Below are 25,275 nucleotides of genomic sequence, written 5' to 3'. Positions count from 1 at the left end.
CGCGATGTCGTCGCTCAGGCGGCTGCCCTGGTGCGCGCTTCCGATTTTTCCAGATAGTAGCTCGAATATTTGTCGAAGAATTTTTCCGAGCCGCCGATCGCGCCATATTTGGCCAGCTTCTTCAGTTCGACCTTGTTCAGCACCGCGCCAATGATCTTCTTGGCGATGTAGGGCTCCGAGCTGAGCATGGATTGCACCATCGCACGCGGCGTGCGTCCCCACTCGGTGACCAGCACGAAGCCGTCGACAAGCGGAGCGAAGGCCTTGGCGTCGACGACAGGCCCGAGCGGCGGCAGATCGACGATGATGTATTCGAAGGTTTCCTTGGCGTTATCGATGAAACGCCGCATGCCGGCTGAAGACAGAAGCTCGCTGGTATGCGAAAACTGGCCACGCAGGACGGCCGGGATGATAGCCAGCTTGGTCTGCCGGTCGATCTTGCCGACCGACTGCCATGTCTGCCCGCTCACCACAGCTTCCATCAGGCCCTGCTCGGCCTCCATACCGAGGCTGCGGCTGAGGCCGGGATTGCGCAGGTCGCCATCGATCAGCAGCGTTTTCGATCCGTTGACGGCAAGCAGCCCGGCAAGATTGGCCGCCACCGTCGACTTGCCCTCGCCGGGAAGCACCGAGACCACGCCGATGACCCGGCTGCCCTGGCCCTCCATCACGACGTCGAAAGCGATCTTGGCGTTGCGCAGCGTCTCGGAGAACATCGATGCCGGGGCATCGACGGTTACCCGCATCCGCGCACGTTTTTCGGCTGCCGACAATGTTTTGGAGGGCTGGGATTTGGAGGACTTGGCGGACTTGGATTCAACGACTTTGACGTCAGGCTGACCGCCATTGCGCTGGTCATCCTTGCCAGCCTTGCCGATGACCGGCAGGTAGCCGAGGAATTTGAGGCCCACACGGTCGCGGACATCCTCGCCGGTCCTGAAGAAGCGTTCCCTGAATTCATTCAGGCCACCAACCCCTGCCCCCAGCATCATGCCAAGCGCCAGCGAAAGCCCCAGCACGATGGCTGTGCGCGGGGTTGCGGCCGACTGCGGCATCGTCGCGTCCGAGATGACCCGGATCTTGCCGACCGGGAAGGATTGCTGCTGGGCGGCCTCCTCATAGCGGTTCAGGAACGTCTGGTAGAGCGTCGACAGCGCCGTCGCCTTTTGGTCCAGCTCACGCAGCTTGACCTGCGACTGGTTGTCGATGGAGCTCTTGCCAGCCGCCAAGGCGACATTTGCGCGGAGCGCGGTTTCGCGCGCCAGAGCGACCTCGTATTCGTTGCGGTAGCTTTCGGTCAGTTGCTTCAGCTCGCCGAAAATCTGCCCCGATATGTCGGCCTTCTCCTTGGCGAGCGCGACGGCCTGCGGATGTTGCGGGCCGAAATTGGCTTCGACATCCTGCTGCCGCTTGGATACGGTGAGATAGCGGTTCTTCAGCGTCGTGATGACCGAGCTGCTCGGTTGGTCGTTCGATATCGCAGCGTCCTTGAACGCATTGTCCGAGCCGCTTTCGACGATCGACTTGTACTGCTGATAGCGGGCGCCGGCACGTGCGGTATCGGCCTGCGCGACGATCAGCTGGGTGTTGAGATCGGACAATTGCTTGTCGCTGATCAGCTGGCCGTCATTGACGGCCAATCCGTGTTCGGCCCTGAACTTTTCGACCGCCAGTGCAGCCGCCTGGGAGCTCTCACGAAGCTCGGTCAGCCGGCCTTGCAGCCAGACCGCCGCCCGCTCGGTCGCGTCGAAGCTGGCATCAAGTTGATCGGCTAGATAGGCATCGGCATAGGCCTTGGTGATGGCGGTCGCAAGCGCCGGATCGGTCGCCTGAAAGGAGATGCTGATGACAAAGCTCCGGCCGATCCGCTCGGCATCGAGTTGGGTCTGCAGTTTGAAGATTGCGTAGTCACGGGGCGATGAGGATGCGGTGATCGCGTCACGCGTCGCAGCATCAAGCTGAGTGACATCGGTTGTGCTAGCGGCGCGCTTGGGGCGGACAGACTGGACGATACCGCGCACAAAGCCAGCAACCTTCGACAGGGCCGATGTCGGAGGGTTCATGAAAGCGTCGTTCTGATCGAGCTTCAGCTTGTCGACGACCACCCCAGCCAGCCTGGCCGACTGTAGTATTTCGATCTGGCTCAGAACGGCGGAGTCGGTCTGCATGCTGACCGACGCCGCCGAAATGTCGTCGACGACCTTGTTCAATCCTTCGTCGATCAGCACGCTGCTCGTCGCCACATAGGTAGGAGGCGTCGTCTGCAAATAGAGCACGCCGAGAAAGAGACCGATGACGGCGCAGGCGGCAACCACTTTCGCCTGCCGCGCGGCCATGCCAAGCAGGCGCTCGATGTCGATGAAGTCTTCGGCGTTTGCCGCATTAGAAGCCGGCAATGGCGTCCTCTTGTCGACAGGAAAATTGGCATAGTTCATCTTCGGTCCAATTCTAGTTTGCAGGCGCTACCGCCTCGAAGGTCGGGACATAGGGTGCAAACCTTGCGCCGGACAGTGCGCGTCGCGCGCGGCGCAACGGCCTGTCCTGCGTCATCAGCCGCACCCACAATGCCTCGAAAAAATGGACATTATGCGGCTTCTTCCCGACGCTGATGCGACCGGACGAATTCCTGCAGCATCTCGAAGATCGGGCCCTTCATGTCCTCCCGCGCCAGCGCGAAAGCGACATTGGCCTGAATGAAGCCCTCCTTCGAACCGCAGTCGAACATGCGGCCGTCGAAAGGCTGGGCGAAGAAGGCCTGGGTCTGTGCGAGACGCACCATTGCGTCGGTCAGTTGTATCTCGTTGCCGGCGCCGCGCTGCTGGCTGGCCAGCAACGAGAATATCTCGGGCTGCAGGATGTAGCGGCCGTTGATGTAGAAGTTCGATGGCGCGTTGGCAGGAGCCGGCTTTTCGACCATGGCCGTCACCTCGAAGCCCGTGCCGACATCAGCGCCGCGCCCGACAATGCCGTATTTGCTGGTCTCGGTCGGATCGCAACGCTCGACGGCGATAACGTTTGCGCCAGTCTGCGCATAAAGATCGGCGACCTCGGCGAGACACCCGCGCCCGCCGAAGGACACCATGTCCGGCAACAGCAATGCGAAGGGCTCGTCACCGATGACTTCGCGCGCGCACCAGACGGCATGGCCGAGGCCTTGCGGCGACTGCTGGCGGATGAAGCTCGTCGCGCCGGCGACGGGAAGCAGGCTTTCAAGCGATTCGAGTTGCGCCTTCTTGCCGCTCTGCTCCAGGGTTCCGATCAGTTCAGGATGCAGGTCGAAATAGTCCTCGATCACCGCCTTGTTGCGGCCGGTGACGAAGACGATGTGCTCGATGCCGGCCTCGAACGCCTCGTCAACCGCATATTGCACGACAGGCCTGTCGACCACCGGCAGCATTTCCTTCGGCATGGACTTGGTCGCCGGCAGGAACCGCGTTCCGAGCCCCGCCACCGGTATGACTGCCTTCCTGACTTTTTTCATTGCATGTTCCTTCTGAGGAGATCGATTTCAACCCTGTCGCAGGCGGCGAAACTGTCTTCATTCACCTGCAGCCCTTCACCTCCCCGCCACCACGGCAAACTGTGCCGCTACCCTTCGCAGCCGGACGGCGATCGGCATGCTCATATGCCGAACCGCCGCCGGATCGCTGAGCGCCGTCCATATCGCCTTGAGCGGGGACCGCGCCTTGATGTGCTGGACCAGCGACAGGAATGATGCCGCCCGGCGCAGGCTGCGAGCGCGCCTGGCGAACGCCGCCTCGGCCGCAGCATCCATGGAATGGGTCGCGGCGAAGGTGGCATCGGCCCTGCGCATCGCCTCGACGTGATGAAGTTCGAGCACCCGGGAGATGGAACCGGTGCGAATGTGGTAGATATAGCCCGTCGTCGGCTCGACCACGCATTTGCCGCCTTTAGCCAGAGCACTGGCCAGGAGGATATAGTCTTCGCCAATGATCAGGCTTTCATCGTAACGAAGCCCGTTCTCGTTCAGGAACCGGCGCTGGAAGATCGGCTTGAGGTAGCCGAGGTTGAACCTCGATTCGAAGAGGACATTGCCGCTGATGAAATCCGCCAGCGAGATTTCACCGAGGCCTTCCAGATAGTCGGCCGGGAACATCGTCTCTTCGGCAACGCCATCCTCGCGAACGACCTGCAGATTATCGACCGCGATCTCGGCGCCCGCTTTCTCCGCGCGCTCGATCATGGTGCAGAGTCGCCCGGGATAGACCGCGTCGTCGGAATCGAGGACCGCCACCCACCTGCCGCGTGCAAGCTCAAGGCCGGCATTCCTGGCGCCGCCGGGGCCACGGTTTTGCTCAAGCGCGACAACGCGTACGATGTCTTCGGGGTAGGATCTCGCCAGGTCGAGCGTCCGGTCGCGCGACTTGTCGTCGACGACGATGACCTCGACGCTGATATTGCGCTGGGCGACGGCGCTGGCAATCGCCCGATCGATGGTCGCCTCGGCATTGTAGGCGGCAATCACGAAGCTCACGTCAGGCTGCACGCTTGCCCCCTTGCTGCGGCGAAGACAGGCCGTATTGGCGGATTTCACGAACCCCGACGAGGCCGCTGACGACGCCGACATGCATAATGCCGCGAAGCAGGCTGCGGTTCCGGCGTACGGGGTCGATGGCGACCGGAATTGCCGACAGGAAACTGTAGGCGGCCTTTGCCGCGGCAATGCCGACCTGCTTGAGCCGGGCAAGGCCGTGTGCGTTGCGCCCCAGAAGATGACCGTGCGTCTGCCCGACGCGGAACCGGCGGCGGCCGAGCCAGTCGAATGCCGCCCTGGCAGGTGGCACCGCTTCGTCAACCCAAGCCTCCGGCGAAAAGGCGATGCGGCCGCCGGCCTTGACCATCTGGTCGAAGAATTCCGTATCTTCGCCGCCGGTCTGGCCACGTGCCAGGCTGAAGCGCCGGCCGCGCAGGCTCTCAGCGCCAATCCTGAGCAGGACGTTGCAGGTGTAGCCGGTGCGGACTTCGCCGCTCACCCAGACCGGCAAGGTCGAGTGGAAATCGCCTTTGCGCATCCAGGCGGGTGCATCCGGCAGGTAACGGGCTTGCACCGGCCCAAGCACCGTCGCAGCACCTGTTGCTTCCGCCGTCGCCACCAGTTCGGCAAGCCAGCCAGCGGTGGCCGTCTCGTCGTCGTCGATAAAGGCGACGAAATCCGCCCCACTGGCATCGAGGCAAGCGTTGCGCGCGATCGAGATGTTGCGGGCCGGGGCGTGCCGGTAGGTCACCGGCAGCTTCAACTCCGCAGCCAGCGTCGTCACCAGCTGTTCGGCCGTCGGCGTATCGTCGTTGTCCGCGATGACGATACCGACGTCGAACCCCGCGGGCATGTCCATGGCCGCTATGGAGCGAAGCGTGTCGGCAAGCTCCGGCCGGCGGAATGTGCAGACGCAGATATCGATGCTTCGATTTTTCCTGACCGGGTCCATCACGCTACCCCGCGCTGCGGTCGCGGTGCGAGCAGTTGCAGCCAGAAACCGACCGACCAGCCGAAATGCATGACCATTGCCGAGACCCCGGCAAGCGCAATGTCGGCTTTGCGCTGGCTGACGGCGGTCCAAAAGCCGTAGCCGAGGCAGACCGACGCCCATAGCAAAAGCGGCACGGCCGCCAGCCAGTGGACGAAGGAAAAGGCGGCGAGAAGAACCACGGGGAACACCAGAAGCGGCACCATCTGCCGGATCTTCGGGATCATGCGGTGCTTGAGAACGTTCTTCGCCCGGCCACGGCCATAGCCGAGATATTGAAAATAGAGGCCCTTCAGCGAGGAGCGCGGGTAGTAGACCATTTGCGTCTTGCCGGTCATCCAGATGCGGTAGCCGGCCTGGCGGAGCCGATAGTCGAGTTCGGCATCCTCATTGTGGCTGAAGGTTTCGTCATAGCCGCCGACCGCGGTGAAGGCCGATATCCGTATCAGTGCGTGGTGGCCATGATCGACCCATTCCCCCGCCGAAAGATGCCGGTGCTTGGAGCCGCCGGTGCCGAGCCTGGAGTTCTGCGCCGCTGCCGCTGCTTTCTGAACCATGCCGCTGCCACTGGTCAGCATCGAGACAACGACCGAATCCGCACCGGTGGCCTGCGCTTCTTCGACCAGCCGGTTGCAATAATCCGCAGGATAGCCGCCATGCGCGTCGATGCGAATGAGATAGTCGACGCCTTCCCCGAACCTGGCGACGGCGAGATTGATTGCCGCGCTCTGCAAGCGCTTTTCATTGTGCAGCAGGATCACCCGCCGATCTTTTGCGGCGATGTCCGCGACGATCGTCCTGGTGCCGTCCGTGCTGCCGCCATCGGCAACGATGATCACGGCTCCCAGCCTCTCGGCCGCAGGGCGGAGCTCTCGAAGCAACGCGCCGATATGGGCCGCTTCGTTCAGGCACGGAACCACGATCATGCAGGATGGAATGTCGGTTTGCGTCATCGGCAGTCCTTCTATGCCAATGCTTCGGCAGCATATGGACCGGGAGCCGCAGTCAGCCCGCGGAGCTTTTCGACGAGTGCCCGGCAATCGGCGCGGTCGTAGCTCCAGGTGCGCGGATTGCGGGCGAGAACACGCGCCCTCAATGTCTCGAACCGACGCTGCTCCATCGTGCCGACGGCGGCTTCGAGCGCCTCGGGCGTGGCTTCTGGCAAAAGAACCCCTATGCCTTGCCGGTCGAGGAACCGGCCGGTTTCGGTGGCTCCCATCGAAATCGGCACGGCTCCGAAGCGGCAGCCCTCATAGAGCCGATTGGGCAGCAGCCATTCGGAGTTCAGGCCCTGCTCAAAAAAGTCGATGGCCCAGGAAAAGTGGACCTCGCGGTAGATCGCCGCCATATCCTCGGGATTGCGGTAGGGCCCGCCAAACGAGAGCCAGGGTTCCGATTCGACGAAACCGTGGAAATCGGGAAATTCGGACAGCGCCGGGCGGCCCCTGAGGACGATTTCAAAGCGGCCGTCGAGGCGGCGCGAAAATTCGGCCAGAAGCTCCAGGGAGCGGCGGCAGCGGAGCGCCCCGAACCAGCCGATCCGCCAAGGCGGCGCAACGGGGTTCTCCGGCGCCGCGCGGTCATCCAGCGAGGCCGCGGCTGGCTCGAAATACTTGTTTTCGAGCAGTTCGACCGGGGCGGCAATCTGTCCGAACGGCTTGAAATAGTTGGCGATGAAGGCCGGAGAGCTGGTCACCAGAAGCTTCACATCCCTGGCCAGGAAGCGTTCTGCGCCGCGCATCGCCCAGCCCAGCGGATCGTCGCGAAGCAGCAGGCGATGGATATCCAGGCACTCGTAGACGATCGGCACCGTTGCCTGGAAAGCCGACCTGGCGCGGCGGGCAAGCGCCAGCATTTCCAGATTGCGCGCGATAATGAGGTCGGGCCGTGGCATTGAGCCCAGCTTCGAGCCGGTCGAGACGACTGCCTTCATGATCGCGGCCAGACGTTGGGCGAATCGGCCATCACGAGTCGGCCCGAGATCGATCGGCTGCAAGCCCTCGACGTCAGCAACTGCGCTTGCCGTACGACGAAAGCCCGCCAGCGTAACCTGGGCGCCGCCTGCCTTGAGCATTATGATCCGCCGGCGCACCGCCGGGTCGGAGACGTCGTGTACCAAGTACAAGACATGCAGCATGAAAACTCGACCGCTGTTGGCCCGCCCGCGACAATGCTAGTACAGCTCTTGCTGCATCGCAACATTTTTGGTTGCAGCGTAGCAAAGATCCCCGTTTTTTGTTGCACTGCAAAATCGATGGGTTAATCTCGCTCTGCTTGGGCCCACATGGACCGCGCGCTGGCCTGCCATCGGGCTGCGCGCCAATAATCACGACGCGAGGACCATCCTTGGCGTGCAGCATTTTCGGCCAACCCGCCTGCAATCCGCCCCCTTCGCACCCGTCGATGGAAGCACGGGACTACTCACGAAATGAGGTCATTCCATGAAGATCGCGGTTGAAAACACCGTCTGCCTGAATACCGGGGATGCAGCGATCCTCCTGGCGATCCGCCATGTCTTCAAGACGATCGTGCAAGACGATATCCAGTTCTACGTCTTCGACAGCCAGCCGGAGGTGGCGGCGAGGCTCTACACGAAGAAAGAGTATCCTGATCTCGAATTCCACAAGCTGCTGTCGGAATCGCTGTTCCGCTACAAATACGGCAGCGGGCTGAAGAACCTGTTCAAGCCGATCTACAATCGGCTCGTCCTCAAGGCCCTGCGGCGGTTCGGCATCCGCGGCGTTCTCGGGCGTTTGTTCAGCTCAAGCAATCGCCGTGGTCTCGAGATCTACAAAGACGCCGACCTCGTGGTCACGACAGGCGGAACCTATCTTGTCGAGACTTACAATCTGGAACGGCGACTCAATCAATTCCGGATCGACGCGATTCTGGGCAAGGACCCCGTCTTCTTCACGCAATCGCTCGGCCCGTTCAACAAAAGTTACAATCGCCAGGAGTTGAGCCCAATCTTCGATCGGAGCCCGCTCATCCTGCTGCGCGACGAACGTTCGCGAGGCCACATTGTGGACATGGTGAAAGACCCCGGCAAATGCCACGTCGTGGCCGACGCCGTCTTTGCCCTGGCCGACACCGACAGGATCGGAAAAATTCTGGCCTCCGGCCAGTCGGCGACCGTCACCGGCCGCGTCGCCATTTCCGTCCGCCACTGGAACTATGTCAGCGACGGCGAGGGCGGCATGCGCCGCTACATCGACTCGATCCGCGCGATCGCGACCATCCTGGTCAGGGACCACGCCAAGGAGGTCACCTTCGTCTCCACCTGCCAGGGCGTGCCGGAATACGCCCATGACGATTCCAAGACGGCGCGGGCTATCGTTGCCGAACTCGATTCGGAGATCGCCAAGCATGTCAGCGTGGACGCTTCGTTCCACACGCCGGAGCAACTGATGGCACTGGTGAAAGGCTTCGACTTCGTTGTCGCAACGCGCATGCACATGATGATCATGTCGCTCTGCGTCGGCACGCCGGTGCTGCCGATCGCCTATGAATTCAAGACCAAGGAACTTGCCAAGCGGATCGGCGTCGCCGACCTGCTGCTCGACATCGACACGGTGACGCCCGAGGAAGCGAGCGAGAAGCTCGGCAGACTTACCGCCAATCTCGATCTCTATCGCAGGACGAGCCTTCAGGCAGTGCTTGAGGAGCATGCGTCGGCGATGTCGGCAGGTGAGCTTTTGAGGCCGGTGATTGCCGGCCTAGCGGGCGTTGCGCATGGCGCTGGAAAGCGTGGTGAACAGGGCGGTGCGCGACTGGCGAAGGGCAAGCATGAGGACCAGGCCGATCGAATAATTGAGGGCAACCGCCAGGACCACCGCGAGCAGGTCTGACTGGCCGGTCAGCGATGCCGGCAACTCGCGGTACACGGACCAGGCAAGCAGCGACGACGCGATGAAAAGTCCCTGCATGACCAGGAAGTCGGCTGCGGTCACCGGGCCGACCCGGTGGACAAGAACGGCAAGTACCGGGACGCGCAGCATATAACCGCTGATCGCGTAGGCCGCCGCGACACCGACGGCGCCCCAATGCAGGCCGATGATGAAGGCGGCGACCGTCGTCAGCGACGAGTAGATGCCCCAGTGGAACATGGTCTTGGTCTTGCCCTGGCAGATGAAGATCCAGCCGGTGGTGCTCGAGACGGACTGGATTAGGCTGGCGATGCCCAGCCAGGCGAAGATCGGCGCCACCGCCGTCCAGCGCTCGCCGAAGAGAAGCCCGACGACCTGGTCCGACGTCAGCGTCAGCGCCGCGATGCCGGGCATAGTGATGGCCGCCAGCATCCAATTGGTTCGCACATAGATGTCGCGAAACCGCGCCTTGTCCTCATGGATGCGGCTCAGCAGCGGCACCATCACGCGTGTCAGCGGCTGGTTGATGTTCTGCAGCGGAAACAGCAGGAGCTTGTAGGCGCGGTCATAATAGCCGAGCTCGATCGCGCCCGAATATTTTCCGATCAGGATGTTGTCGAGATTGCGCGAGAAGAAGTTGGCCAGATTGAAGCCGGTCAGATTGGCGCCGAAAGACAATATGTCGGTATCGACCTTCAGGTCCGGCCGCGACGGCGTCCAGCGCGCCACCTGCCATGCCGCGGCCAGCGCGACAACGGCCGATACCGCAGGGCCGATGACCAGCGACCAGTAGCCCAGCCCCGCATAGGCGGCGATTGCGGTAGTCGCAAGTCCGGCAGCAGCGGTTATCACGTCGTTCAGCGCGAGCTGGCCAAAGCGCAAGTGACGGTTCATCAGCGCCAGCGGCACCGCGGCGAGGCTGCCAAGCAGCAGCGGCAAGGCAGAGCCGATGGTGATCCCGACCATGCGTTGATCGCCATAGAAGGCAGCGATGGCGGGCGCCAGGCATGCAACCACCACGGCACTGCCCAGCCCCACCAGCGCACTGATCCAGAATACCTGGTTGAGCTGCTCGGTACTGATGTCCTTGCGCTGGACCACGGCCTGCTGCAGGCCAAGGTTTTGAAGCAGCCCGACAAAGGCCACGATCGGCCCGACGGAAGCCACCAGGCCGAAATCCTCGGGCACGAGCAGACGCGCAAGCACGATGACGGAGAGAAACTGGATCGCCATCTTGAAGCCTTGCGCGCCGATCGTCACCACGCCGCCGCGCAGGGCGACGCGACCGAACTGGGGGGGCGGGTTGGCGTTCATGCCGGCTGCCTAGCTTCGGCCAGTTGAGCAACGATCTGCGCAAAACGTTCGTTGAGTACGTCCGCGTTGAAATCCTGCTCGATCTTGCGGCGCGCCGCACGTGCGATGCGCTCGCATTTGTCCGGGTTCTCGGCCACCCAGACAAGCTTGCGGGCCAACGCCGCAACGTCTCGCTCCGGTGCGAGGAAGCCAGTCTCCTGATCCTCGATCAGTTCGGGAATGCCCGAGTGATAGGTGCTGACGACGATCAGCCCGGCGGCCATAGCCTCCATAAGCGCCACCGGAATACCCTCGAGATCGCCGTCTCGCGCGGCAACGCTAGGCAGCAGGAATACGTGGGCATTGCGCAGGCGCTGCTTGACCTCGGCGTGCGGACGCGGCCCGAGGAAAGTCACCCGGTCGGCAACGCCGAGATTTGCGGCGAGCTTCTTCAACTCTTCCAGCAATTCGCCGCCGCCAATCACCGAATAGACCCAGTCGCGCCGCGGCAGGCTGGCGAGCGCGCGAAGGGCGAATTCGATGCCCTTCTTTTCGGTCAGCCGGCAGACCGAGATGAAGGACAGCGTGTCCCGGTCCCAGGAACGCCAATGGTAGCCGATCTCACCGGGCCGCACGCCCATATGGTGAACCATGACTTGCGCCGGGGGTGCTCCGACGCCGATCAGGGCATCGCGGAAAAACGCGTTCACCGGGAGCTGGAGAACGCCCTTGTCGAAGACAACCTTGTAGCGCGTGAGCGTGTTGTCATGCAGCGGTTCGCCGACATCGCGGCCGTGGAATATGGTCACCAGCGGAGCGGAAATCCGGCCTCGTTTCATGGCGCGGGCGACGCGCATGCCGTTATTGCCGAAATGCGCGACGATCACATCGGCGTTCTGCAATTTGCGCGCAAAAGCGATGTCGACAGCGGTCGAGAGCTTATCCCAGAACCTGCCCGACCATCTCCTGAGCGTCGGGCGAAAGCGCCCCAGCCCGCCCCACCAGCAGACGACCTTGCCAGGGAGAGCCTGCCAGCGGCGATCGTCGATGTTGCTGTCCTTGCCGAAGGACGTCTCGTTGCAGACGACGCCGACTTGCATGCCGCGCTCGAGGCACCCTTCTATCTGGTCGAGGACGAAGGTCTCCGACAAAGAGGGGAACTTATCAACTACGAAGCAAATCTTCATCGAATGGACGATCTTTCGAGGCCGGTCGGCGATCTGCTCGCGCGGATGAGGGATGACGCCCGTCGCCACCGTGCGAGGCGCCTCAAGCGTCTGGTGTTGTGCGTGTCTTTGTCCCAAGGCAGCTCCCACCCCGGTCAGGCGCGAGAGCCGGCTTTTGGGCAACGTGCATGGTTTTGGACGAAATGCATCAGGCGGCACGCTCCAGCGCGCCTTGCCTGGCGTTGTCGAGAACGCGGAGGAAGGTCGCGAACTGGCTGTCGGGGTTCATTTGCGGCCGCTCCGAAAACAGCTGCGCCGCCGCCGACAGCCGATCGTACTCGGCCTTGTCGCTCCATAGTCGCCTGACCGCGGCGACCCAGTCGTCGAGCGGTGCGTCATAGTCGAGCACCACGCCGCCGGCGCCAATCGCTTCCGGCAGGCCGCCGCGACGGGACCCGACGACTGGAATGCCGCTGCAATGGGCCTCGGATGCCACCCGCCCCCAGGCCTCTTCCCATTTGCTGGGCGCCAGCAGAATCTTGGTGCGGCCATAGACGGTCTTCATGTCGCTAGTACGGCTTTCCAGCCTGACGTTGCGCAGCGGGGCGATGATCTGTTCGATCTGCGCCCGATGGTCGTCGTCGAGCTTCCAGCTTTCGACGAACAGGAACGGGATTTCGGGGCATTGGCCGGCGATGCGCACGGCGAGTTCGAACCCTTTTTCATTGTAGGGATTGATCAGCGTGACGAATTCACCGGTGGTCGGCGTGCTGTAGAGCCCGGGATTGATGGTCGGCGGGATCACGGTCGAATCGATGCCGAACCTTTCCTTATAGGTGCGCGCAGTGAATTCGGAGTTGGCGATATAAAGCGCCGAATGCAATTCGCGCAGGTCGCCGGCCAGTTCGTGGAATTCGACGTTCCGCAGATAGACCACCAGCGGCACGCCGAGTGCCTGCAGCGCCTTTCCGATCGGCACCGATTTGTGGCACTGCACGACGGCGACATCGGGATCGAGCCGTTCGACCGCGAAGCGCGCCGCCTCCCAGGGAAACCATGCCCGCACGACCGGATAGCCGGGATAGCTGTCGATGACCGCTCGCTGACGAAGCAGCTTCATCTTGGCGCGCGCCTTGAAGCCGAACATGCCGTCACCGAACAGCGCCGCCAGAACCGAGGCGTCATGACCGTGCTCGCGCAGCTGCTCGACCAGATGGTGCGTGCTCGACTGAACGCCACCGCTGAACTGCGGCGTGTAGCCGTTGCCGCCCGCAAACAGAACTTTCATTGACCTGGCTCCTTGCTGGACCGCCCTAGCGTCACGCCGCCATTCTACCGATGCTGTGGTATTCGATGCCGTGGCGGGCGATGACCTTGGGGTCGTAGAGATTGCGTCCGTCGAAGATAACGGGCGTGGTCAGCGCGTTCTTCAGCGCATCGAAGGACGGCGCGCTGAAGCTCTTCCACTCTGTCACGATCAAGAGCGCGTCGGCGCCTCGCAGCGCGGCCTCCTTGGTGCCGCACAGTTGCAGGTCGTCGCGCAGCCCGTAGATCGCCTGGCATTCCTGCATCGCCTCCGGATCGTAGGCCTGCACATTGGCACCGGCGGCCCAGAGCGCTTCCATCAGCGTGCGGGCCGGGGCCTCGCGCATGTCGTCGGTATTGGGTTTGAAGGCCAAGCCCCACAGCGCAAATGTCTTGCCTTTGAGATTGCCCTTGAAATAGCGGTCCACCTTCTCGAACAGGACCGACTTCTGCTGGTTGTTGCGCTCCTCGACGGCACGCAGCAGCTTGGCGTCGAACTTGACGGCCTCGGCGGTCTTGATCAGGGCACGCACATCCTTCGGGAAGCACGAGCCGCCATAGCCGAGGCCCGGATAGATGAAGTGGTAGCCGATCCGCGGGTCGCTGCCGATGCCCTTGCGGACCTCCTCGATGTCGGCGCCCAGTTGCTCGGCCAGGTTGGCCATTTCATTCATGAAGCTGATCTTGGTCGCCAGCATGCAATTGGCCGCGTATTTGGTGAACTCGGCACTGCGCACATCCATCACGATCATCTTTTCGTGGTTGCGGTTGAACGGCGCGTAGAGCTCGCGCATCACCGCCTCGGTGTCCTCGTTGCTGGTGCCGACGATGATCCGGTCGGGCTTCATGCAGTCGCTCACAGCAGACCCTTCCTTGAGGAATTCCGGATTGGAGGCGACGTCGAAAGCGAGATCCTCGCGCCCGCGCGCCTTCAGCGTTGCGGCGATCCTGGCCTTTATCCTTTCGCAGGTGCCGACGGGCACGGTCGACTTGCCGACGACGATCTTGGGCTCGTCCATCTCACGACCGATGGCCTCGGCGACGGCCAGCACATATTTGAGGTCGGCCGAACCATCCTCGCCCGGCGGCGTGCCGACGGCGATCATCTGGATCTGGCCATGCTTGATCGCCGCGGCGGCGTCGGTGGTGAACTTGATGCGGCCGGCGGCATGGTTCTCCTTGACCATGTTTTCGAGCCCCGGTTCGAAGATCGGGACATGACCCTGGTTGAGCCGCTCGACCTTTTTTGCATCGATGTCGACACAGACCACCTGATGGCCGACTTCGGCAAGCACCGCCGCCTGTACAAGACCGACATAGCCGATTCCAAAGACAGTCAAATTCATTCGGTTTCATTCCTGTTCAAGGTTTCGGGCCTTTTCGAGCTTCGGTTTTCCGACCACCTTCGGCCCGGCCGATTCAGATGCGCTTCTAGTTTGTCTTGCATGCCAGCGATTCGGGGAATTGGCAGGGCTGGCCAAGTGCGGTGAATGCAACACGATCCACCTGCATGGTGAGCTTGCGGCCCGGATCCGAGAACGGCCCCATCCAGCCCTTCATCGTATCGCTGCCCCACAGGCTGAAATAGATCCTTTGCGAATGGGTGGGCAGCTTCGCCGGATCGGTGATCTCGTGGACAAGCTTGCCGTTGACGTACCAGCGCAGCCGGTCCTTTTCCCAGACGAAGGCGTAGTCGTTGAAGGCCTTGTCGGTGCCGCCAGCGACGTCGACCAGTTTCTCGTTCTTGCCTTTGCCGGCTATGTAGGCGTTGACTTGAACCTTGGACGTGTCCTTGGTCAGCACCTCGAAGTCGATTTCATCATGCGGCTGCTTGTCGGCATCGCCGACGAAGCTGAAGAATGCCGCGTTGACGCCGGAGCCCGTGTCGGTCTTCATCCGCGCCTCGTAAGTGCCGTAGCCGAAGCGCTGCTTGGTCTGGATCTCGGCGCAGGCGAATTCGCGATCCTTCAGCTTGCGCTTCTCGAAACCGAGCGTCAGCATGCCGTCGGAAAGCCCGATCAGGCTTTTGGACCAGGTGCAGTTCTGATGCTTGCCGTTCGTCCAGCCGTCGGAAATGTACCAGCGCGCGCGACTGAGGCTGGTGAAATCATCGACAAAGGACGGCGCGGTTGGGAGATCCTGGGCGCGCACGGGCACCAGGCCCGCAACCATGCTGACGAGACCAATCAGCAGAAACGCGCCGTCTGAACGGAGCCGCCGCAGCTTGCCTGGGATCGGGTGCGTGAACAGGGTGCCTCGGGTTGCCGGGGCGGGCGTGCTTTTAAGATCTGCGTTCATATCAAATTCACCTTGTGCTGTGCGCCCCCAAAGCGATCGTTCGAACCGTGACGAAACAACCTGATCTCGACCTCTGTCGCTCCCAAGCTCCGTGTTGTGCCTAAAACCATTGCGCCGACCCGGGGTGTTCGCTCAGCCTGTGCCGGAATCGGCGGGCTTCACAAAATCGGTCCTTATGTCGGGACCGTTCTGCCGCTTCTCGTCGAAGATTTCATCCAGCGAATGACGGAGATCCTTCATCATCTGCATCTGGCGCGACAGCGCTGCGATGCGCCGCTCGCAATTCAGGATCGACCTGGTCAGTTCGCCGACTTCGGAAGACCTGCGAGAGGAGACCGCTCCGTTCTCCATGGCCTCGACCAGAAAGGCGGCATTGGTAGCCGTCGTCCTGTAGCGGTTCTCAAGGCCGCTCTTCTCCGCCTCGACTTCGGCCGAGATCTGGTCCAGCAGCTTTGCCAACCGATCGAGGCGCGAGGTGTCGGTCTGCGTGTCGCGCGCCGGATCTCTCGATCGGAAGCGAAAGATCGAGGCCATGCAGTCAGCGCCCCATCATCGTCGAGCTGGTGAACGGCCTTAGTGCGCGTCCACATTCAACAGACATTTCTTGCATCGTCCAGCTCCTCCGACAGGGTATGTCTCGGGCCAGTTCGGTTGGCCGTCCAAAATTGCTGCACCGCAACATAGATTGCCATTCCCTGCGCGGATAGGCAACCACCTAGATCGTAAACTCATGAATCTCGTTGAAACGGTCCGAGCCGACCGAAGGGTAAGGGAGTAGCTACCGCCGTCGCACGTTGACGGGCCTAGCTTTCGCTGGCCGTGCTGGTTCCGGCCATGAGGAAGCGCAGCGGCGGCACATGCTGACGCTTCGCGGCGAGGCCGGCGCGGCGAAACAGCGCATCCAGCTTATCGGAGGCGACGCCGCGGACGACGGCTGTGAGGTTGGACGAGCCGGCCAAGGCGTAGGCCGCGGCCGGCGCCAGCCCACGCTCAGCCTTCACGTCTAAAAACTTCCGCAACCGGTATTTGTCGCGGATGTGCCGCTCGTGCCTTCTCAGCGCAGCCTTCGATGCCTCCGGCAAACTGTCGATCGCAAGCAGCGCCAGGTCGGCATCGGCCAGATGCTTCAGGTCCTGGGTCTTGTGCCGTCCGCTCAGCGAATCGGCGCGCACGATCGCGCCGTAGCCACAGGATTTGATGACCTTGAAGCGCGCGCCATGGGCAACCGCGCGCGCATAGAGTTCATAGTCTTCACCCAGGCGCAGCTTCTCGTCGTAGCGCAGCCCATGCCGATCGAGAAAGGCGCGGCTGATCACCGGCTTGAGGAAGCCCAGTTCCCCGCGTTGCACACGGCGCCTGGAGATGTTGGCGTCGATGAAACCCTCGAAATCGAGGAATTCCGGCTCGGGCGAGAACGGTGGAGCAACGATTTTCGAAACGTCGGTTGCCGCGTCATCCCTGACAAGCATGATGTTGTCTGCGGCGAAATCCCAATCGGTGCTGGCGAACAGTCTGTGAAACCTGCCTTCGAAAAAGAAATCATCAGCGTCCAGAATGCTGATGAACGGCGACCTGGAACCGGCTATCGCGGCGTTGCGTGCAAACGATGGGCCGCGATTGACGTCGAAGCGGATGACGGAAAGGCGGCCCGTGCCGTCGCCGGCCGCGTGGGCGACTTTCGCGGTATCGTCGGTAGACGCGTCGTCGACGACGACAACTTCCGCAACCTCAGGCTCGCGTAATGCCGATGCAATGGCAGCCGGGATTGTCCGCGCCGCATTGCGGGCGGCGATGATCACGCAGACCTGGAATGATGTCATGAACATGCCTCTCGATTGCAGAAGTCGTTGCGGATTTCCTCGCCCCGTCCGCTCAATGCCCCACCGCCCATTCTGAAATGCATCGGCCCAAACGCCTATGCTGCAAGTGCGAAGCAAGCATCGCCAAAATCATCGGCGCCGTCCAGTTTTTCATTTTGCTGGGTGTCATGGCCCGGTTGGGCAGGCGGCGAGCCTCAATCGGGATGGCTCCAGAAATGCGCCGCTTGGCAGAGCCGTTCCTACACGCTCCATCAGAGCGCTCGACTGGCAGAAACCAGTTGCTGATCCTCGCCGACCGGACGGCGGCGGGGCGGAGCGAGCGCGTCGAGGCCCGCAGTGTCAAGGAATTGAAAGAGCAGGAATGCCGACTGCCGGTGTCGTTTGAGGCGAGCAATTCGTCAGAGGACCGGCGAGCTTAACCACAGGTCACATGGACATCGCAGACCGCGACCAGGCCCGAAATCAGTGAAGGCCTCTCCTGGCGCTGAGTTTCTCGCCTTCGGCCGCTTCGTTCGAACTCAGCTTTCGTTCAGCGTCGCGGATTTTGTCGGCCGGGGTCGGGGCATTTCTGGCAACCATGGCAAAGACCAGCAGAAAATAACCCAGTTGGATGACTATAGCGCAGCCGATGACACGAAACAGCGTCGTACCGAGCGAGGCGCCGCCCAAATAGGACCAGACGATCACGATCGCCAGCGCAAAACACATTCCGATAATGAACTTTGGCAGTGACATACCCGATAGCCCATCAACCGGCTCGGGAAAAAATGTCGACAAGCCCACCCCGAGCACCTCCCTTAAACTCTGCGAGCTTATTTAGGTTGCCCGCTTCTGGCCGGTTGCTTCCGGCCTAGCCCAATCTGTCCATAGTCCGACAGAAACAATTTGCAACTCTATTGAGCCGCGCAATAGGCGGCAAGGGCAGCTGCGGAATAAATTTTAAACGAATCCTCGGGATCGACTCCGCCATGGTGCAACGCACACGTCGGCATCACCACTAATTGCCGGATATCGACTCGCTCCAGTATGATTCATAATATTGAATAGTATTTTATCATAACATCAGTCATTATCTTGAAATTCTAAATGACGGCAAAGCTCCACAGGAGGGTATAAAGAGCGATTCGCCTAAAATCAGCCCAAAAATTGGACTAGCTTTTCCAAAATTGCCCATAATCTGTCTCTTTTGCGACATAAATGGGAAATTTTGTGCAGGACGAGTTTATTATTTAGTCAGTTCATGACGCGACTATTACAGCCGTCTGAGAAATTGTGTGTTGCGCTGCAACATTTTTTTGGTATCGTGCGGTAAACCATCCGTTCAACGTATGGAGTTTACGCATGAGGGACGTAGCCAAGCCGGCCGATGCGGATTTTTCGCAGGCCGGCGTCGATTTTCCGCCACCGATTGGCGGCCTGCTCAAACGCAGCTTCGATATTGTCGGTTCGCTGATCGGCCTGGTCGCTCTCAGCCCGCTGTTCGTAATGATAGCGCTGCTTGTCAGGTTTTCCGATGGCGGGCCGATTTTCTATGGTCACAGCCGAATCGGCCGCGGAGGACGGATTTTTCCGTGCCTCAAGTTCCGCACCATGGTTGCAGACGGCGAGCGGGTGCTTGCTGCCTATCTCGCCGCGAATCCGGAGGCCAACGCCGAATGGATAGCGACCCGCAAGTTGAAGAACGACCCGCGGATCACGCGCGTCGGAGCGGTGCTGAGGAAGCTCAGCCTCGATGAGTTGCCGCAGATCATCAACATCCTGCAGGGGGATATGAGCCTGGTCGGGCCTCGTCCCGTGGTGCGCGATGAGCTGGAGATATATGGCAATTCGGCCGTCTATTACCTGAAATCGCGCCCCGGCCTCACCGGGCTCTGGCAGGTCAGCGGACGCAACGATGTTTCGTATGACAGCCGCGTCGCATTCGACAGGCACTATGTCGAGAACTGGTCGATGTTCGAAGACATTCGCATCATCATCAAGACCGTACCTGCGGTCTGGATGTCGCGAGGCTGCTACTGACGGCCGCTTGCTGGCCGTGCATCGAGGAGCGGCTGTCCAGAATTCGGGCCCGGAACTCAGGCCCCTAACTCAGGCATCGGCAGCTCATCGGGCGGGGCAAACCAGATCGGAAACGCTCAGTTGAAAGCAGATATAATCGATATCTTTTGCACCGGCATTCTCTCCAGACGCATGCGGCGAGTACGGCTTTTGACGACTTGCCTTACAATGGCGACCGGCCTGACCCTGTCGCTAGCCTTGCCACAGTTTGCCTTCGCCGACGACTATCGGCTTGGAGCACAGGACAAGCTGACCATCCGCGTGGCGGAATGGCAGACCGTCGAAGGCACGTTTCGTGACTGGTCGGCCATCAATGGAGAATACACGGTCGGCCCCGCTGGAACCTTGTCGGTTCCCTTCGTCGGCGAGATGCCCGCATCCGGCAAGACGACTTCGGAGATCGCGGCATCGCTCGGCGAGGCGCTGCAGCGCAAGCTCGCTCTGGCCGACAAGCCGGAGGCTTCCGTCGAAATGGCGCAGTACCGGCCATTCTACATCTCTGGCGAGGTGCAATCGCCCGGCCAGTATCCTTGTGTGCCTGGGTTGTCCGTGCTGAAAGCGATGAGCATTGCCGGCGGAGCCCGGCGGAACCCGGAGAGCGGACAGCGCTACGACCGCGACCTGATCAATGCCAAGGGCAATTTCGACGTACTACAAGACCAATTGGTCAGGCTGACCGTCAAGCGCGCCCGCATCGAAGCGGAACTGGCGGACAAGCCGACATTCGCGGTGCCGAAAGAGGTGGCCGACGATCCGAAGCTGCCCAGCATCGTTGCCGATGAGACGGCGATCCTGGCGGCCGACCAGAAGAAACTCAAGCTGCGCTTGCAGGCGCTCGACGATTTGAAGGCGCTGCTGCAGAGCGAGATCGATTCGCTGCAGAAAAAGATCGTCAACCAGCAGAAGCAGGTTGATCTGGCGAAGGAGCAGCTCAACGGCATCGGCTCGCTGGCGCAAAAGGGCCTGGTCGTCAACACGCGGGTTTTGAACTCGCAGCAAACCATCGCCGACCTCGAGGGCCAGATCCTGGATTACGAAACGGCGATTCTCACGGCCAAGCAGTCGATCAGCAAGGCCACCCAGGACGCCATCGATCTCGAGAACACCCAGAACTCCAGCCTCGCGACCGACCGGCAACAGACGGAAGCCGATCTCAACGAGGCGACGCTGAAGCTGAATATGGAAAAGGCCTTGATGTCCGAAGCCTTGTCGGGCAGCCCCATGCCGCAATTCTACGGCAACAACGAACCAGCGGCCTTGTCATTTTCCCTGGTGCGGGTGGTCGACGGCAAGACCAGCGAAATCACCGCCGATGAAGACACGCCGGTGCTGCCAGGGGACGTGATCAAGGTCAAACCGGCGCCCATGGCCATCCAGTAGCTTCTTTCCACCGGAGCAAAGCACCAACCCCGCAGGCAGCGGTCTGCGGGGTTTTTGCGTTTGGGATCTTATGGATCAGAAAACAAGGCGGCCTTCGGGCAACGAACCGCCTGGATCCGCCCGCTCTAGCCTCGCACGGCGTCCGGTTCCTCGAGATGGTTCACGGCGCTCCACCGGGAAGGAGCGACGGCCGGCACCCTCACCAGCTTGAAGTAGCTGTAGTACAGCAGGAACGATCCCATGATGTAGGGATTGAGGGTCTCGACCTCGACGAAGGATCGGATGAACAGAAGCACCATGACGCCGGCAAGAATCACGGAGTCGGCTTGCCATGTCCTGAATATCAGCGCCGAGACGTGACCCCAGAGCGTGCGCAGGATGATCAGCGAAAGCAGTGTCGCGCCGACGAAGCCGAGTTCCACCAAGGTCTCGATGTAGGTGTTGTGGAAGTGGAAGCCGCTTCGCGCGGCGATATAGAATTCGTTCCACAGCCGCTCGGCCTCGGAGAAGCCCTGCACCCAATAAGCCGCGTAGCCGACGCCGAGGATGGGCGATTGCTGCGCGGCATTCCAGCCCTGTTGCCAGAGGTAGGTTCGTCCGGTGAGCGTCGAATCCTTGCCGAAAAGGCCAAGGACAAAGTCCATCAGCCCGAGATTCAGCGCAATCACGGTGCAGGCGACCAGCCCGCCCGCACCGATTATGAAAATTACCCGGCGATGGCGGAGCGAAAGCAGCTTGCCGATGGAAAGCAGGGCGACCAGAGCGAGAACCGCGGGGGTAGATGCCATCGAAGTGGCGGAATGCGACACCACCAGCAGATAGCCCGATAGAAGGACAATCGGTACGATCAACAAACAGCTTATCCGGCCGCGCCTGAGAAAGGCCAGGTAGACAACGCAGAAATAGATGCCAAGCGATGCGACAAAGCCGATCTGGTTCTTGGAGCTGAACGCGCCGACGAAATTATACGTCCCATCGAGAACGTCGTAGGAATAGCTCGCGACCTTGAGCGAGTAGAGCAGGACGACGAAAATCCCGATCAGGGCGCCTATGGTCAAGGTCCGGACGCTGACGGTGCGCGCGGCAATGTAGGCGCAGGCGATATGGGAGCAATATTGGACGGCCGTTCTTGCCGTGGTGCCGGGAGCCGCCGACCAGAACACCGAGAAGCAGACATAGGTTGCAAAGGCCAGCGGAAGCCAGGCGCTGGAAGCGTGCCTTAATATCTTGCGGTAGTCGACCAGGATGAGCGGTAGCCAGACTGCATAGTAGGCCAGGATCATGGCCTGGCCGAAAATGGTCGAGTAGGAAAACGCCCAGATCGAGACGGCAACGGCAAAGCTGCCATAGACCGTGTTCTTGTCCGGATCGATCAACAGAGATTTTGGAATCTTCATCTCGATAGCGGTTTTCCGTCCTTGCAGCTCAATGCCGATTTCATGGGCCGCTCGTGGGCCGATTCGTCGGATCGATGGGAGCCTCGCCTGCAGGCGCTCGCATTGTGCAGTGCAATATAACCCATCCGGCGCCGCCTGTCACCCGGATGCCAACCGGGCGCGTCGTTCCAGCCGTTCTCTCCATACCGGGCGAGACGATTTGGCCAGAAGGCAGTGCCGTACAATTGACCGGTGCTGGCCCATCATAAGCTGTTCTGAGGTTGCAAGTCCGCGCTTGAACTTGTCCGCCGTTGACTTCACATTCGCCGCCAATTGGGAGGAAGACCACATGCCGATGAGTTTCGCGGGACGATTTGCCGGACGATCTGCTGTTATCACCGGCGGCGCCTCAGGCATCGGCCTGGCCGTCGCGCAAAGGATCACTGGCGAAGGCGGGCGTGTTTCGGTCTGGGATCGCGATGCCGCCCAGATCGAGCGGGCCAAGGCCATTGTTCCAGGCCTGCACAGCGTCACCTTAGACGTCGCCGACCCCATAGCGGTCGAAGCCGCCGCCGGAGAGACGATCGAAGCGCTTGGCGCGGTCGATGTCCTTGTCACCAGTGCTGCCATCACCGGGCCGAACATGACGACCTGGGAGTATTCGGTGGAGGATTGGCGCCGGGTCACCGACATCAACATCAACGGCGTCTTCTTCTGCAACAAGGCGCTGGTCCCGCATATGCTCGAACGCAATTACGGCAGGATCATCAACATCGCCTCGATTGCCGGCAAGGAAGGTAACCCGAACGCCTCGGCCTACAGCACCTCCAAGGCGGCGGTGATCGGCATGACCAAATCGCTCGGCAAGGAACTGGCCAAGACCAAAGTAACGGTGAACTGCGTCACGCCGGCGGCCGTGCGCACCGCGATCTTCCAGCAGATGAGCCAGCAACACATCGACTTCATGCTGTCCAAAATACCGATGGCGCGGTTCGGCGAGGTCGAGGAGGTGGCGGCGCTGATCTGCTGGATCGCGTCCGAGGAATGCTCGTTCACAACGGCGGCCGTCTTCGACGTCTCCGGCGGCCGGGCGACCTACTGAGGCGGGGCCGGACGCAAACCGCCCGACCGGATCGCGGCGCCTCAGTCGTGAAGCTCCCGCGAGATCGGCGGGCCGATCGAAAAGTCGCTGAATGTCACTTCGAAGCCCTCGCGCTGCGGCGAACAGCACATCATGCCGACATCGACCGTTTTCGACGGGGGGAAATAGGCAAGCCGCACCGGTTTCCAGTGCTTGTCAGATGGGTCGCGATACTGGACGCGGATCGTCTCGGCATGGCGGGTCATGCGGATCCTGACCCCGTCCGGATCGGCCGGAATGCTGGCCAGCGACCAGTCGGAGGCATCGTTGGTGACGACGACGGAAAAATACATCAGCCCGTCGGTGTATTCGATGCCGGCCTTGATCCAGTGCGTCTCGCTCAGGCGGACCATAAGCCCGGCCTGATCGTAAAGCACCTCATAGTGCCCCTTGACGGTGACTTCGGCGCTGAAATCGCCCTCGACCTCACGATAGAGGAAATGGCCATTGTCGCGCCAGAAGCCGTAGAACGTCTCGCGCCAGAAGTCGGTCTCCTCACCGGTCCGTACATGCACCGTATTGTTGCCGAAGGCGTGGTGCGGCGGCGGATTGAGCCAGGTCAGGTCCGTATTCTCAGATGCCATCGACTTGCTCGCTGCCTGGCTGGTCTGCCGCCTTTTCTTAGCCGGCAAACGTGTAAGCGGTCTTCACCGTGGTGTAGAACTCTGCGGCATAGCGGCCCTGCTCGCGCGGGCCGTAGCTCGATCCCTTGCGCCCGCCGAAAGGCACGTGGAAGTCGACGCCGGCCGTCGGCAGATTGACCATGACCATGCCGGCTTCCGAATTGCGCTTGAAGTGCGTGGCATGCTTGAGGCTCGAGGTGCAGATGCCGGACGTCAGCCCGAACGGCGTGTCGTTGGCCACCGCCAGCGCCTCGTCATAATCCTTGACGCGGATGACGTTGGCGACCGGGCCGAAAATCTCCTCGCGCGAGATGCGCATGGCGTTGGTGGTTTCGGTGAACAGCGCAGGCTGCAAATAGAAGCCGCGGGTTTCGCGATCGAGCCGCTCGCCGCCGAAGGCGAGATCGGCGCCTTCCTGACGTCCGATGGCGATATAGTCCTCGTCCTGTTTGAGCTGGCTCTGGTCGACAACCGGCCCGATCTGGGTCTTGGTATCGAGAGCGTCGCCGACGACCAGCTTGGCCATGCGGTCCTTGAGCGCCTCGACGAAGCGGTCGTGGATGCCGTCCGTCACCACCAGGCGGGACGACGCCGTGCAGCGCTGGCCGGTCGAGAAGTAGGCACCGTTGATAGCGCATTCGACGGCGACGGCAAGGTCGGCATCGTCGAGCACGACAAGCGGGTTCTTGCCGCCCATTTCGAGCTGGAACTTGCGCATGTGCTCGACGCTGGCGGCGGCGACGCGCTTGCCGGTGCCGACCGATCCGGTGAAGGTGATCGCGTTGAGGTCAGGACTGTCGAGCATCGCCTGGCCGACCACCGAACCTTTGCCCATCACCAGGTTGAGCACACCCTTGGGCAGCCCGGCGCGGTGCAGGATGTCGACAATAGTCCAGGCGCTCTCCGGAACGAGTTCCGCCGGCTTGAAGACGATGGTGTTGCCGTAGGCCAGCGCCGGAGCGATTTTCCAAGCCGGAATGGCGATCGGGAAATTCCACGGCGTGATGATGCCGACGACGCCGACCGCTTCGCGGGTGATCTCGACGCCGACGCCGGGCCGCACGCTCGGCACCAGCTCGCCCGACAAGCGCAGCGTCTCGCCGGCGAAAAAATCGAATATCTGGGCCGCCCGCACAGTCTCGCCGATGCCCTCGACCAGCGTCTTGCCTTCCTCGCGCGCCAACGCCCGGCCTATTTCATCTTTCCGCGCGTTGATCTCGTCCGACGTCTTCCTCAGCACCGCATGGCGTGCCAGCAGGCCCGATCTAGACCATGCCGGAAATGCCGCTTTCGCCGCCGCGATGGCCTGCCGAGCATGCTCCGTGCCCCCCGATGCATATTCGCCGACCACGTCGTCGAGATTGGACGGGTTGATGTTGCGGGAGCCGGCATCGCCTACCCACTCGCCATCGATGAGGTTCTTTCGAAACGGGATCATGTCGCTGTCTTCCTTGTCGTCCTTC

Annotated in this window: 21 protein-coding genes and 1 pseudogene; 5 read left to right on the top strand and 17 right to left on the bottom strand. The window is 61.6% G+C overall.

What is annotated here, in order from left to right; all coding sequences use genetic code 11:
* Positions 1-14 precede the first annotated feature (14 nt).
* The 6 genes from NKI97_RS17935 to NKI97_RS17910 all read right to left on the bottom strand — a co-directional run bounded on the left by NKI97_RS17935 (position 15) and on the right by NKI97_RS17910 (position 7,623).
* Positions 15-2,435, bottom strand: coding sequence for a polysaccharide biosynthesis tyrosine autokinase (locus NKI97_RS17935; RefSeq protein WP_352835618.1), 2,421 nt, complete (start codon positions 2,433-2,435; stop codon positions 15-17).
* Between the two features lie 149 nt (positions 2,436-2,584).
* Positions 2,585-3,481, bottom strand: a complete 897-nt coding sequence (locus NKI97_RS17930) for a UTP--glucose-1-phosphate uridylyltransferase (RefSeq protein WP_023676320.1) — start codon at positions 3,479-3,481, stop codon at positions 2,585-2,587.
* 75 nt (positions 3,482-3,556) lie between these two features.
* Positions 3,557-4,507, bottom strand: a complete 951-nt coding sequence (locus tag NKI97_RS17925; protein ID WP_352747210.1) for a glycosyltransferase family 2 protein — start codon at positions 4,505-4,507, stop codon at positions 3,557-3,559.
* The gene (locus NKI97_RS17920) at positions 4,497-5,447 is read right to left on the bottom strand and encodes a glycosyltransferase family 2 protein (RefSeq protein WP_352747207.1); all 951 of its coding nucleotides are present in this window, start codon (positions 5,445-5,447) and stop codon (positions 4,497-4,499) included. The genes NKI97_RS17925 and NKI97_RS17920 overlap by 11 nt, the downstream gene beginning before the upstream one ends.
* Positions 5,447-6,439 carry a glycosyltransferase family 2 protein gene (locus NKI97_RS17915; RefSeq protein ID WP_352747205.1) on the bottom strand — a complete coding sequence of 331 codons (993 nt, stop codon included), beginning with the start codon at positions 6,437-6,439 and terminating at the stop codon, positions 5,447-5,449. The genes NKI97_RS17920 and NKI97_RS17915 overlap by 1 nt, the downstream gene beginning before the upstream one ends.
* 11 nt (positions 6,440-6,450) lie before the next feature.
* Positions 6,451-7,623, bottom strand: coding sequence for a glycosyltransferase family protein (locus NKI97_RS17910; protein WP_352747202.1), 1,173 nt, complete (start codon positions 7,621-7,623; stop codon positions 6,451-6,453).
* A gap of 304 nt (positions 7,624-7,927) precedes the next feature.
* Here NKI97_RS17910 and NKI97_RS17905 point away from each other — a divergent pair.
* A pseudogene (locus NKI97_RS17905) lies at positions 7,928-8,980 on the top strand (polysaccharide pyruvyl transferase family protein); the annotation flags it as partial.
* A 222-nt stretch (positions 8,981-9,202) separates the two neighbouring features.
* On the opposite strand, the gene NKI97_RS17900 reads toward NKI97_RS17905, so the two are convergent.
* The 7 genes from NKI97_RS17900 to NKI97_RS17870 all read right to left on the bottom strand — a co-directional run bounded on the left by NKI97_RS17900 (position 9,203) and on the right by NKI97_RS17870 (position 17,240).
* Positions 9,203-10,666: a lipopolysaccharide biosynthesis protein gene (locus tag NKI97_RS17900; RefSeq protein ID WP_352448454.1), complete on the bottom strand. Its 1,464-nt coding sequence runs from the start codon at positions 10,664-10,666 to the stop codon at positions 9,203-9,205.
* On the bottom strand, positions 10,663-11,949 hold the full coding sequence (locus tag NKI97_RS17895; RefSeq protein WP_352448453.1) for a glycosyltransferase: 1,287 nt from the start codon (positions 11,947-11,949) through the stop codon (positions 10,663-10,665). The genes NKI97_RS17900 and NKI97_RS17895 overlap by 4 nt, the downstream gene beginning before the upstream one ends.
* A gap of 70 nt (positions 11,950-12,019) precedes the next feature.
* A complete protein-coding gene (locus tag NKI97_RS17890; protein ID WP_352448452.1) occupies positions 12,020-13,099 on the bottom strand; it encodes a glycosyltransferase in 1,080 nt (359 codons plus the stop codon).
* Positions 13,100-13,130: 31 nt separating this feature from the next.
* Entirely contained in the window at positions 13,131-14,462 is a 1,332-nt protein-coding gene (locus NKI97_RS17885) for a UDP-glucose dehydrogenase family protein (RefSeq protein WP_352448451.1), read from the bottom strand.
* Between the two features lie 85 nt (positions 14,463-14,547).
* Positions 14,548-15,414 (bottom strand): endo-1,3-1,4-beta-glycanase ExoK, encoded by an 867-nt coding sequence (gene exoK / locus NKI97_RS17880; protein ID WP_502904444.1) that lies wholly within the window; start codon positions 15,412-15,414, stop codon positions 14,548-14,550.
* Between the two features lie 132 nt (positions 15,415-15,546).
* The gene (locus tag NKI97_RS17875) at positions 15,547-15,948 is read right to left on the bottom strand and encodes a hypothetical protein (protein WP_352448450.1); all 402 of its coding nucleotides are present in this window, start codon (positions 15,946-15,948) and stop codon (positions 15,547-15,549) included.
* A 269-nt stretch (positions 15,949-16,217) separates the two neighbouring features.
* Positions 16,218-17,240 carry a glycosyltransferase family 2 protein gene (locus NKI97_RS17870; RefSeq protein WP_352448449.1) on the bottom strand — a complete coding sequence of 341 codons (1,023 nt, stop codon included), beginning with the start codon at positions 17,238-17,240 and terminating at the stop codon, positions 16,218-16,220.
* 272 nt (positions 17,241-17,512) lie between these two features.
* Between NKI97_RS17870 and NKI97_RS17865 the strand changes: the two genes are divergently transcribed.
* Entirely contained in the window at positions 17,513-17,653 is a 141-nt protein-coding gene (locus tag NKI97_RS17865; RefSeq protein WP_352448448.1) for a hypothetical protein, read from the top strand.
* Positions 17,654-17,696: 43 nt separating this feature from the next.
* On the opposite strand, the gene NKI97_RS17860 is transcribed toward NKI97_RS17865, so the two are convergent.
* Positions 17,697-18,017: an exopolysaccharide production repressor protein gene (locus NKI97_RS17860; protein ID WP_352454700.1), complete on the bottom strand. Its 321-nt coding sequence runs from the start codon at positions 18,015-18,017 to the stop codon at positions 17,697-17,699.
* 558 nt (positions 18,018-18,575) lie between these two features.
* Here NKI97_RS17860 and NKI97_RS17855 point away from each other — a divergent pair.
* Together NKI97_RS17855 and NKI97_RS17850 are read left to right on the top strand one after the other, a co-directional pair.
* Positions 18,576-19,253: a sugar transferase gene (locus tag NKI97_RS17855; protein ID WP_352448447.1), complete on the top strand. Its 678-nt coding sequence runs from the start codon at positions 18,576-18,578 to the stop codon at positions 19,251-19,253.
* Between the two features lie 207 nt (positions 19,254-19,460).
* Positions 19,461-20,672, top strand: a complete 1,212-nt coding sequence (locus tag NKI97_RS17850) for a polysaccharide biosynthesis/export family protein (protein WP_352448673.1) — start codon at positions 19,461-19,463, stop codon at positions 20,670-20,672.
* A gap of 125 nt (positions 20,673-20,797) precedes the next feature.
* On the opposite strand, the gene NKI97_RS17845 is transcribed toward NKI97_RS17850, so the two are convergent.
* The gene (locus NKI97_RS17845; protein WP_352448446.1) at positions 20,798-22,069 is read right to left on the bottom strand and encodes an O-antigen ligase family protein; all 1,272 of its coding nucleotides are present in this window, start codon (positions 22,067-22,069) and stop codon (positions 20,798-20,800) included.
* A 328-nt stretch (positions 22,070-22,397) separates the two neighbouring features.
* Between NKI97_RS17845 and NKI97_RS17840 the strand changes: the two genes are divergently transcribed.
* Positions 22,398-23,150, top strand: a complete 753-nt coding sequence (locus tag NKI97_RS17840; RefSeq protein WP_352835612.1) for an SDR family NAD(P)-dependent oxidoreductase — start codon at positions 22,398-22,400, stop codon at positions 23,148-23,150.
* A gap of 41 nt (positions 23,151-23,191) precedes the next feature.
* Here NKI97_RS17840 and NKI97_RS17835 read toward each other — a convergent pair whose 3' ends face one another.
* Both NKI97_RS17835 and NKI97_RS17830 read right to left on the bottom strand, forming a co-directional pair.
* Positions 23,192-23,773, bottom strand: coding sequence for a DUF1349 domain-containing protein (locus NKI97_RS17835; protein ID WP_352448444.1), 582 nt, complete (start codon positions 23,771-23,773; stop codon positions 23,192-23,194).
* 37 nt (positions 23,774-23,810) lie between these two features.
* Positions 23,811-25,247, bottom strand: coding sequence for an aldehyde dehydrogenase family protein (locus tag NKI97_RS17830; protein ID WP_352835683.1), 1,437 nt, complete (start codon positions 25,245-25,247; stop codon positions 23,811-23,813).
* Positions 25,248-25,275 lie beyond the last annotated feature (28 nt).

Origin of the sequence: Mesorhizobium sp. M0296, from assembly GCF_040321675.1 — a bacterium.
GTDB lineage: Bacteria > Pseudomonadota > Alphaproteobacteria > Rhizobiales > Rhizobiaceae > Mesorhizobium.
Note: the sequence above shows the minus strand (reverse complement) of the source record. Positions and strands in the feature narration are given on the sequence as shown.

Coding starts and splice junctions, on each gene's coding strand:
- NKI97_RS17915 (WP_352747205.1), bottom strand. CDS start 6,439: ATGACGCAAACCGACATTCCATCCTGCATGATCGTGGTTCCGTGCCTG.
- NKI97_RS17910 (WP_352747202.1), bottom strand. CDS start 7,623: ATGCTGCATGTCTTGTACTTGGTACACGACGTCTCCGACCCGGCGGTG.
- NKI97_RS17875 (WP_352448450.1), bottom strand. CDS start 15,948: ATGGCCTCGATCTTTCGCTTCCGATCGAGAGATCCGGCGCGCGACACG.
- NKI97_RS17935 (WP_352835618.1), bottom strand. CDS start 2,435: ATGAACTATGCCAATTTTCCTGTCGACAAGAGGACGCCATTGCCGGCT.
- NKI97_RS17870 (WP_352448449.1), bottom strand. CDS start 17,240: ATGTTCATGACATCATTCCAGGTCTGCGTGATCATCGCCGCCCGCAAT.
- NKI97_RS17850 (WP_352448673.1), top strand. CDS start 19,461: ATGGCGACCGGCCTGACCCTGTCGCTAGCCTTGCCACAGTTTGCCTTC.
- NKI97_RS17840 (WP_352835612.1), top strand. CDS start 22,398: ATGCCGATGAGTTTCGCGGGACGATTTGCCGGACGATCTGCTGTTATC.
- NKI97_RS17920 (WP_352747207.1), bottom strand. CDS start 5,447: ATGGACCCGGTCAGGAAAAATCGAAGCATCGATATCTGCGTCTGCACA.
- NKI97_RS17890 (WP_352448452.1), bottom strand. CDS start 13,099: ATGAAAGTTCTGTTTGCGGGCGGCAACGGCTACACGCCGCAGTTCAGC.
- NKI97_RS17930 (WP_023676320.1), bottom strand. CDS start 3,481: ATGAAAAAAGTCAGGAAGGCAGTCATACCGGTGGCGGGGCTCGGAACG.
- NKI97_RS17855 (WP_352448447.1), top strand. CDS start 18,576: ATGAGGGACGTAGCCAAGCCGGCCGATGCGGATTTTTCGCAGGCCGGC.
- NKI97_RS17885 (WP_352448451.1), bottom strand. CDS start 14,462: ATGAATTTGACTGTCTTTGGAATCGGCTATGTCGGTCTTGTACAGGCG.
- exoK (WP_502904444.1), bottom strand. CDS start 15,414: ATGAACGCAGATCTTAAAAGCACGCCCGCCCCGGCAACCCGAGGCACC.
- NKI97_RS17835 (WP_352448444.1), bottom strand. CDS start 23,773: ATGGCATCTGAGAATACGGACCTGACCTGGCTCAATCCGCCGCCGCAC.
- NKI97_RS17900 (WP_352448454.1), bottom strand. CDS start 10,666: ATGAACGCCAACCCGCCCCCCCAGTTCGGTCGCGTCGCCCTGCGCGGC.
- NKI97_RS17845 (WP_352448446.1), bottom strand. CDS start 22,069: ATGAAGATTCCAAAATCTCTGTTGATCGATCCGGACAAGAACACGGTC.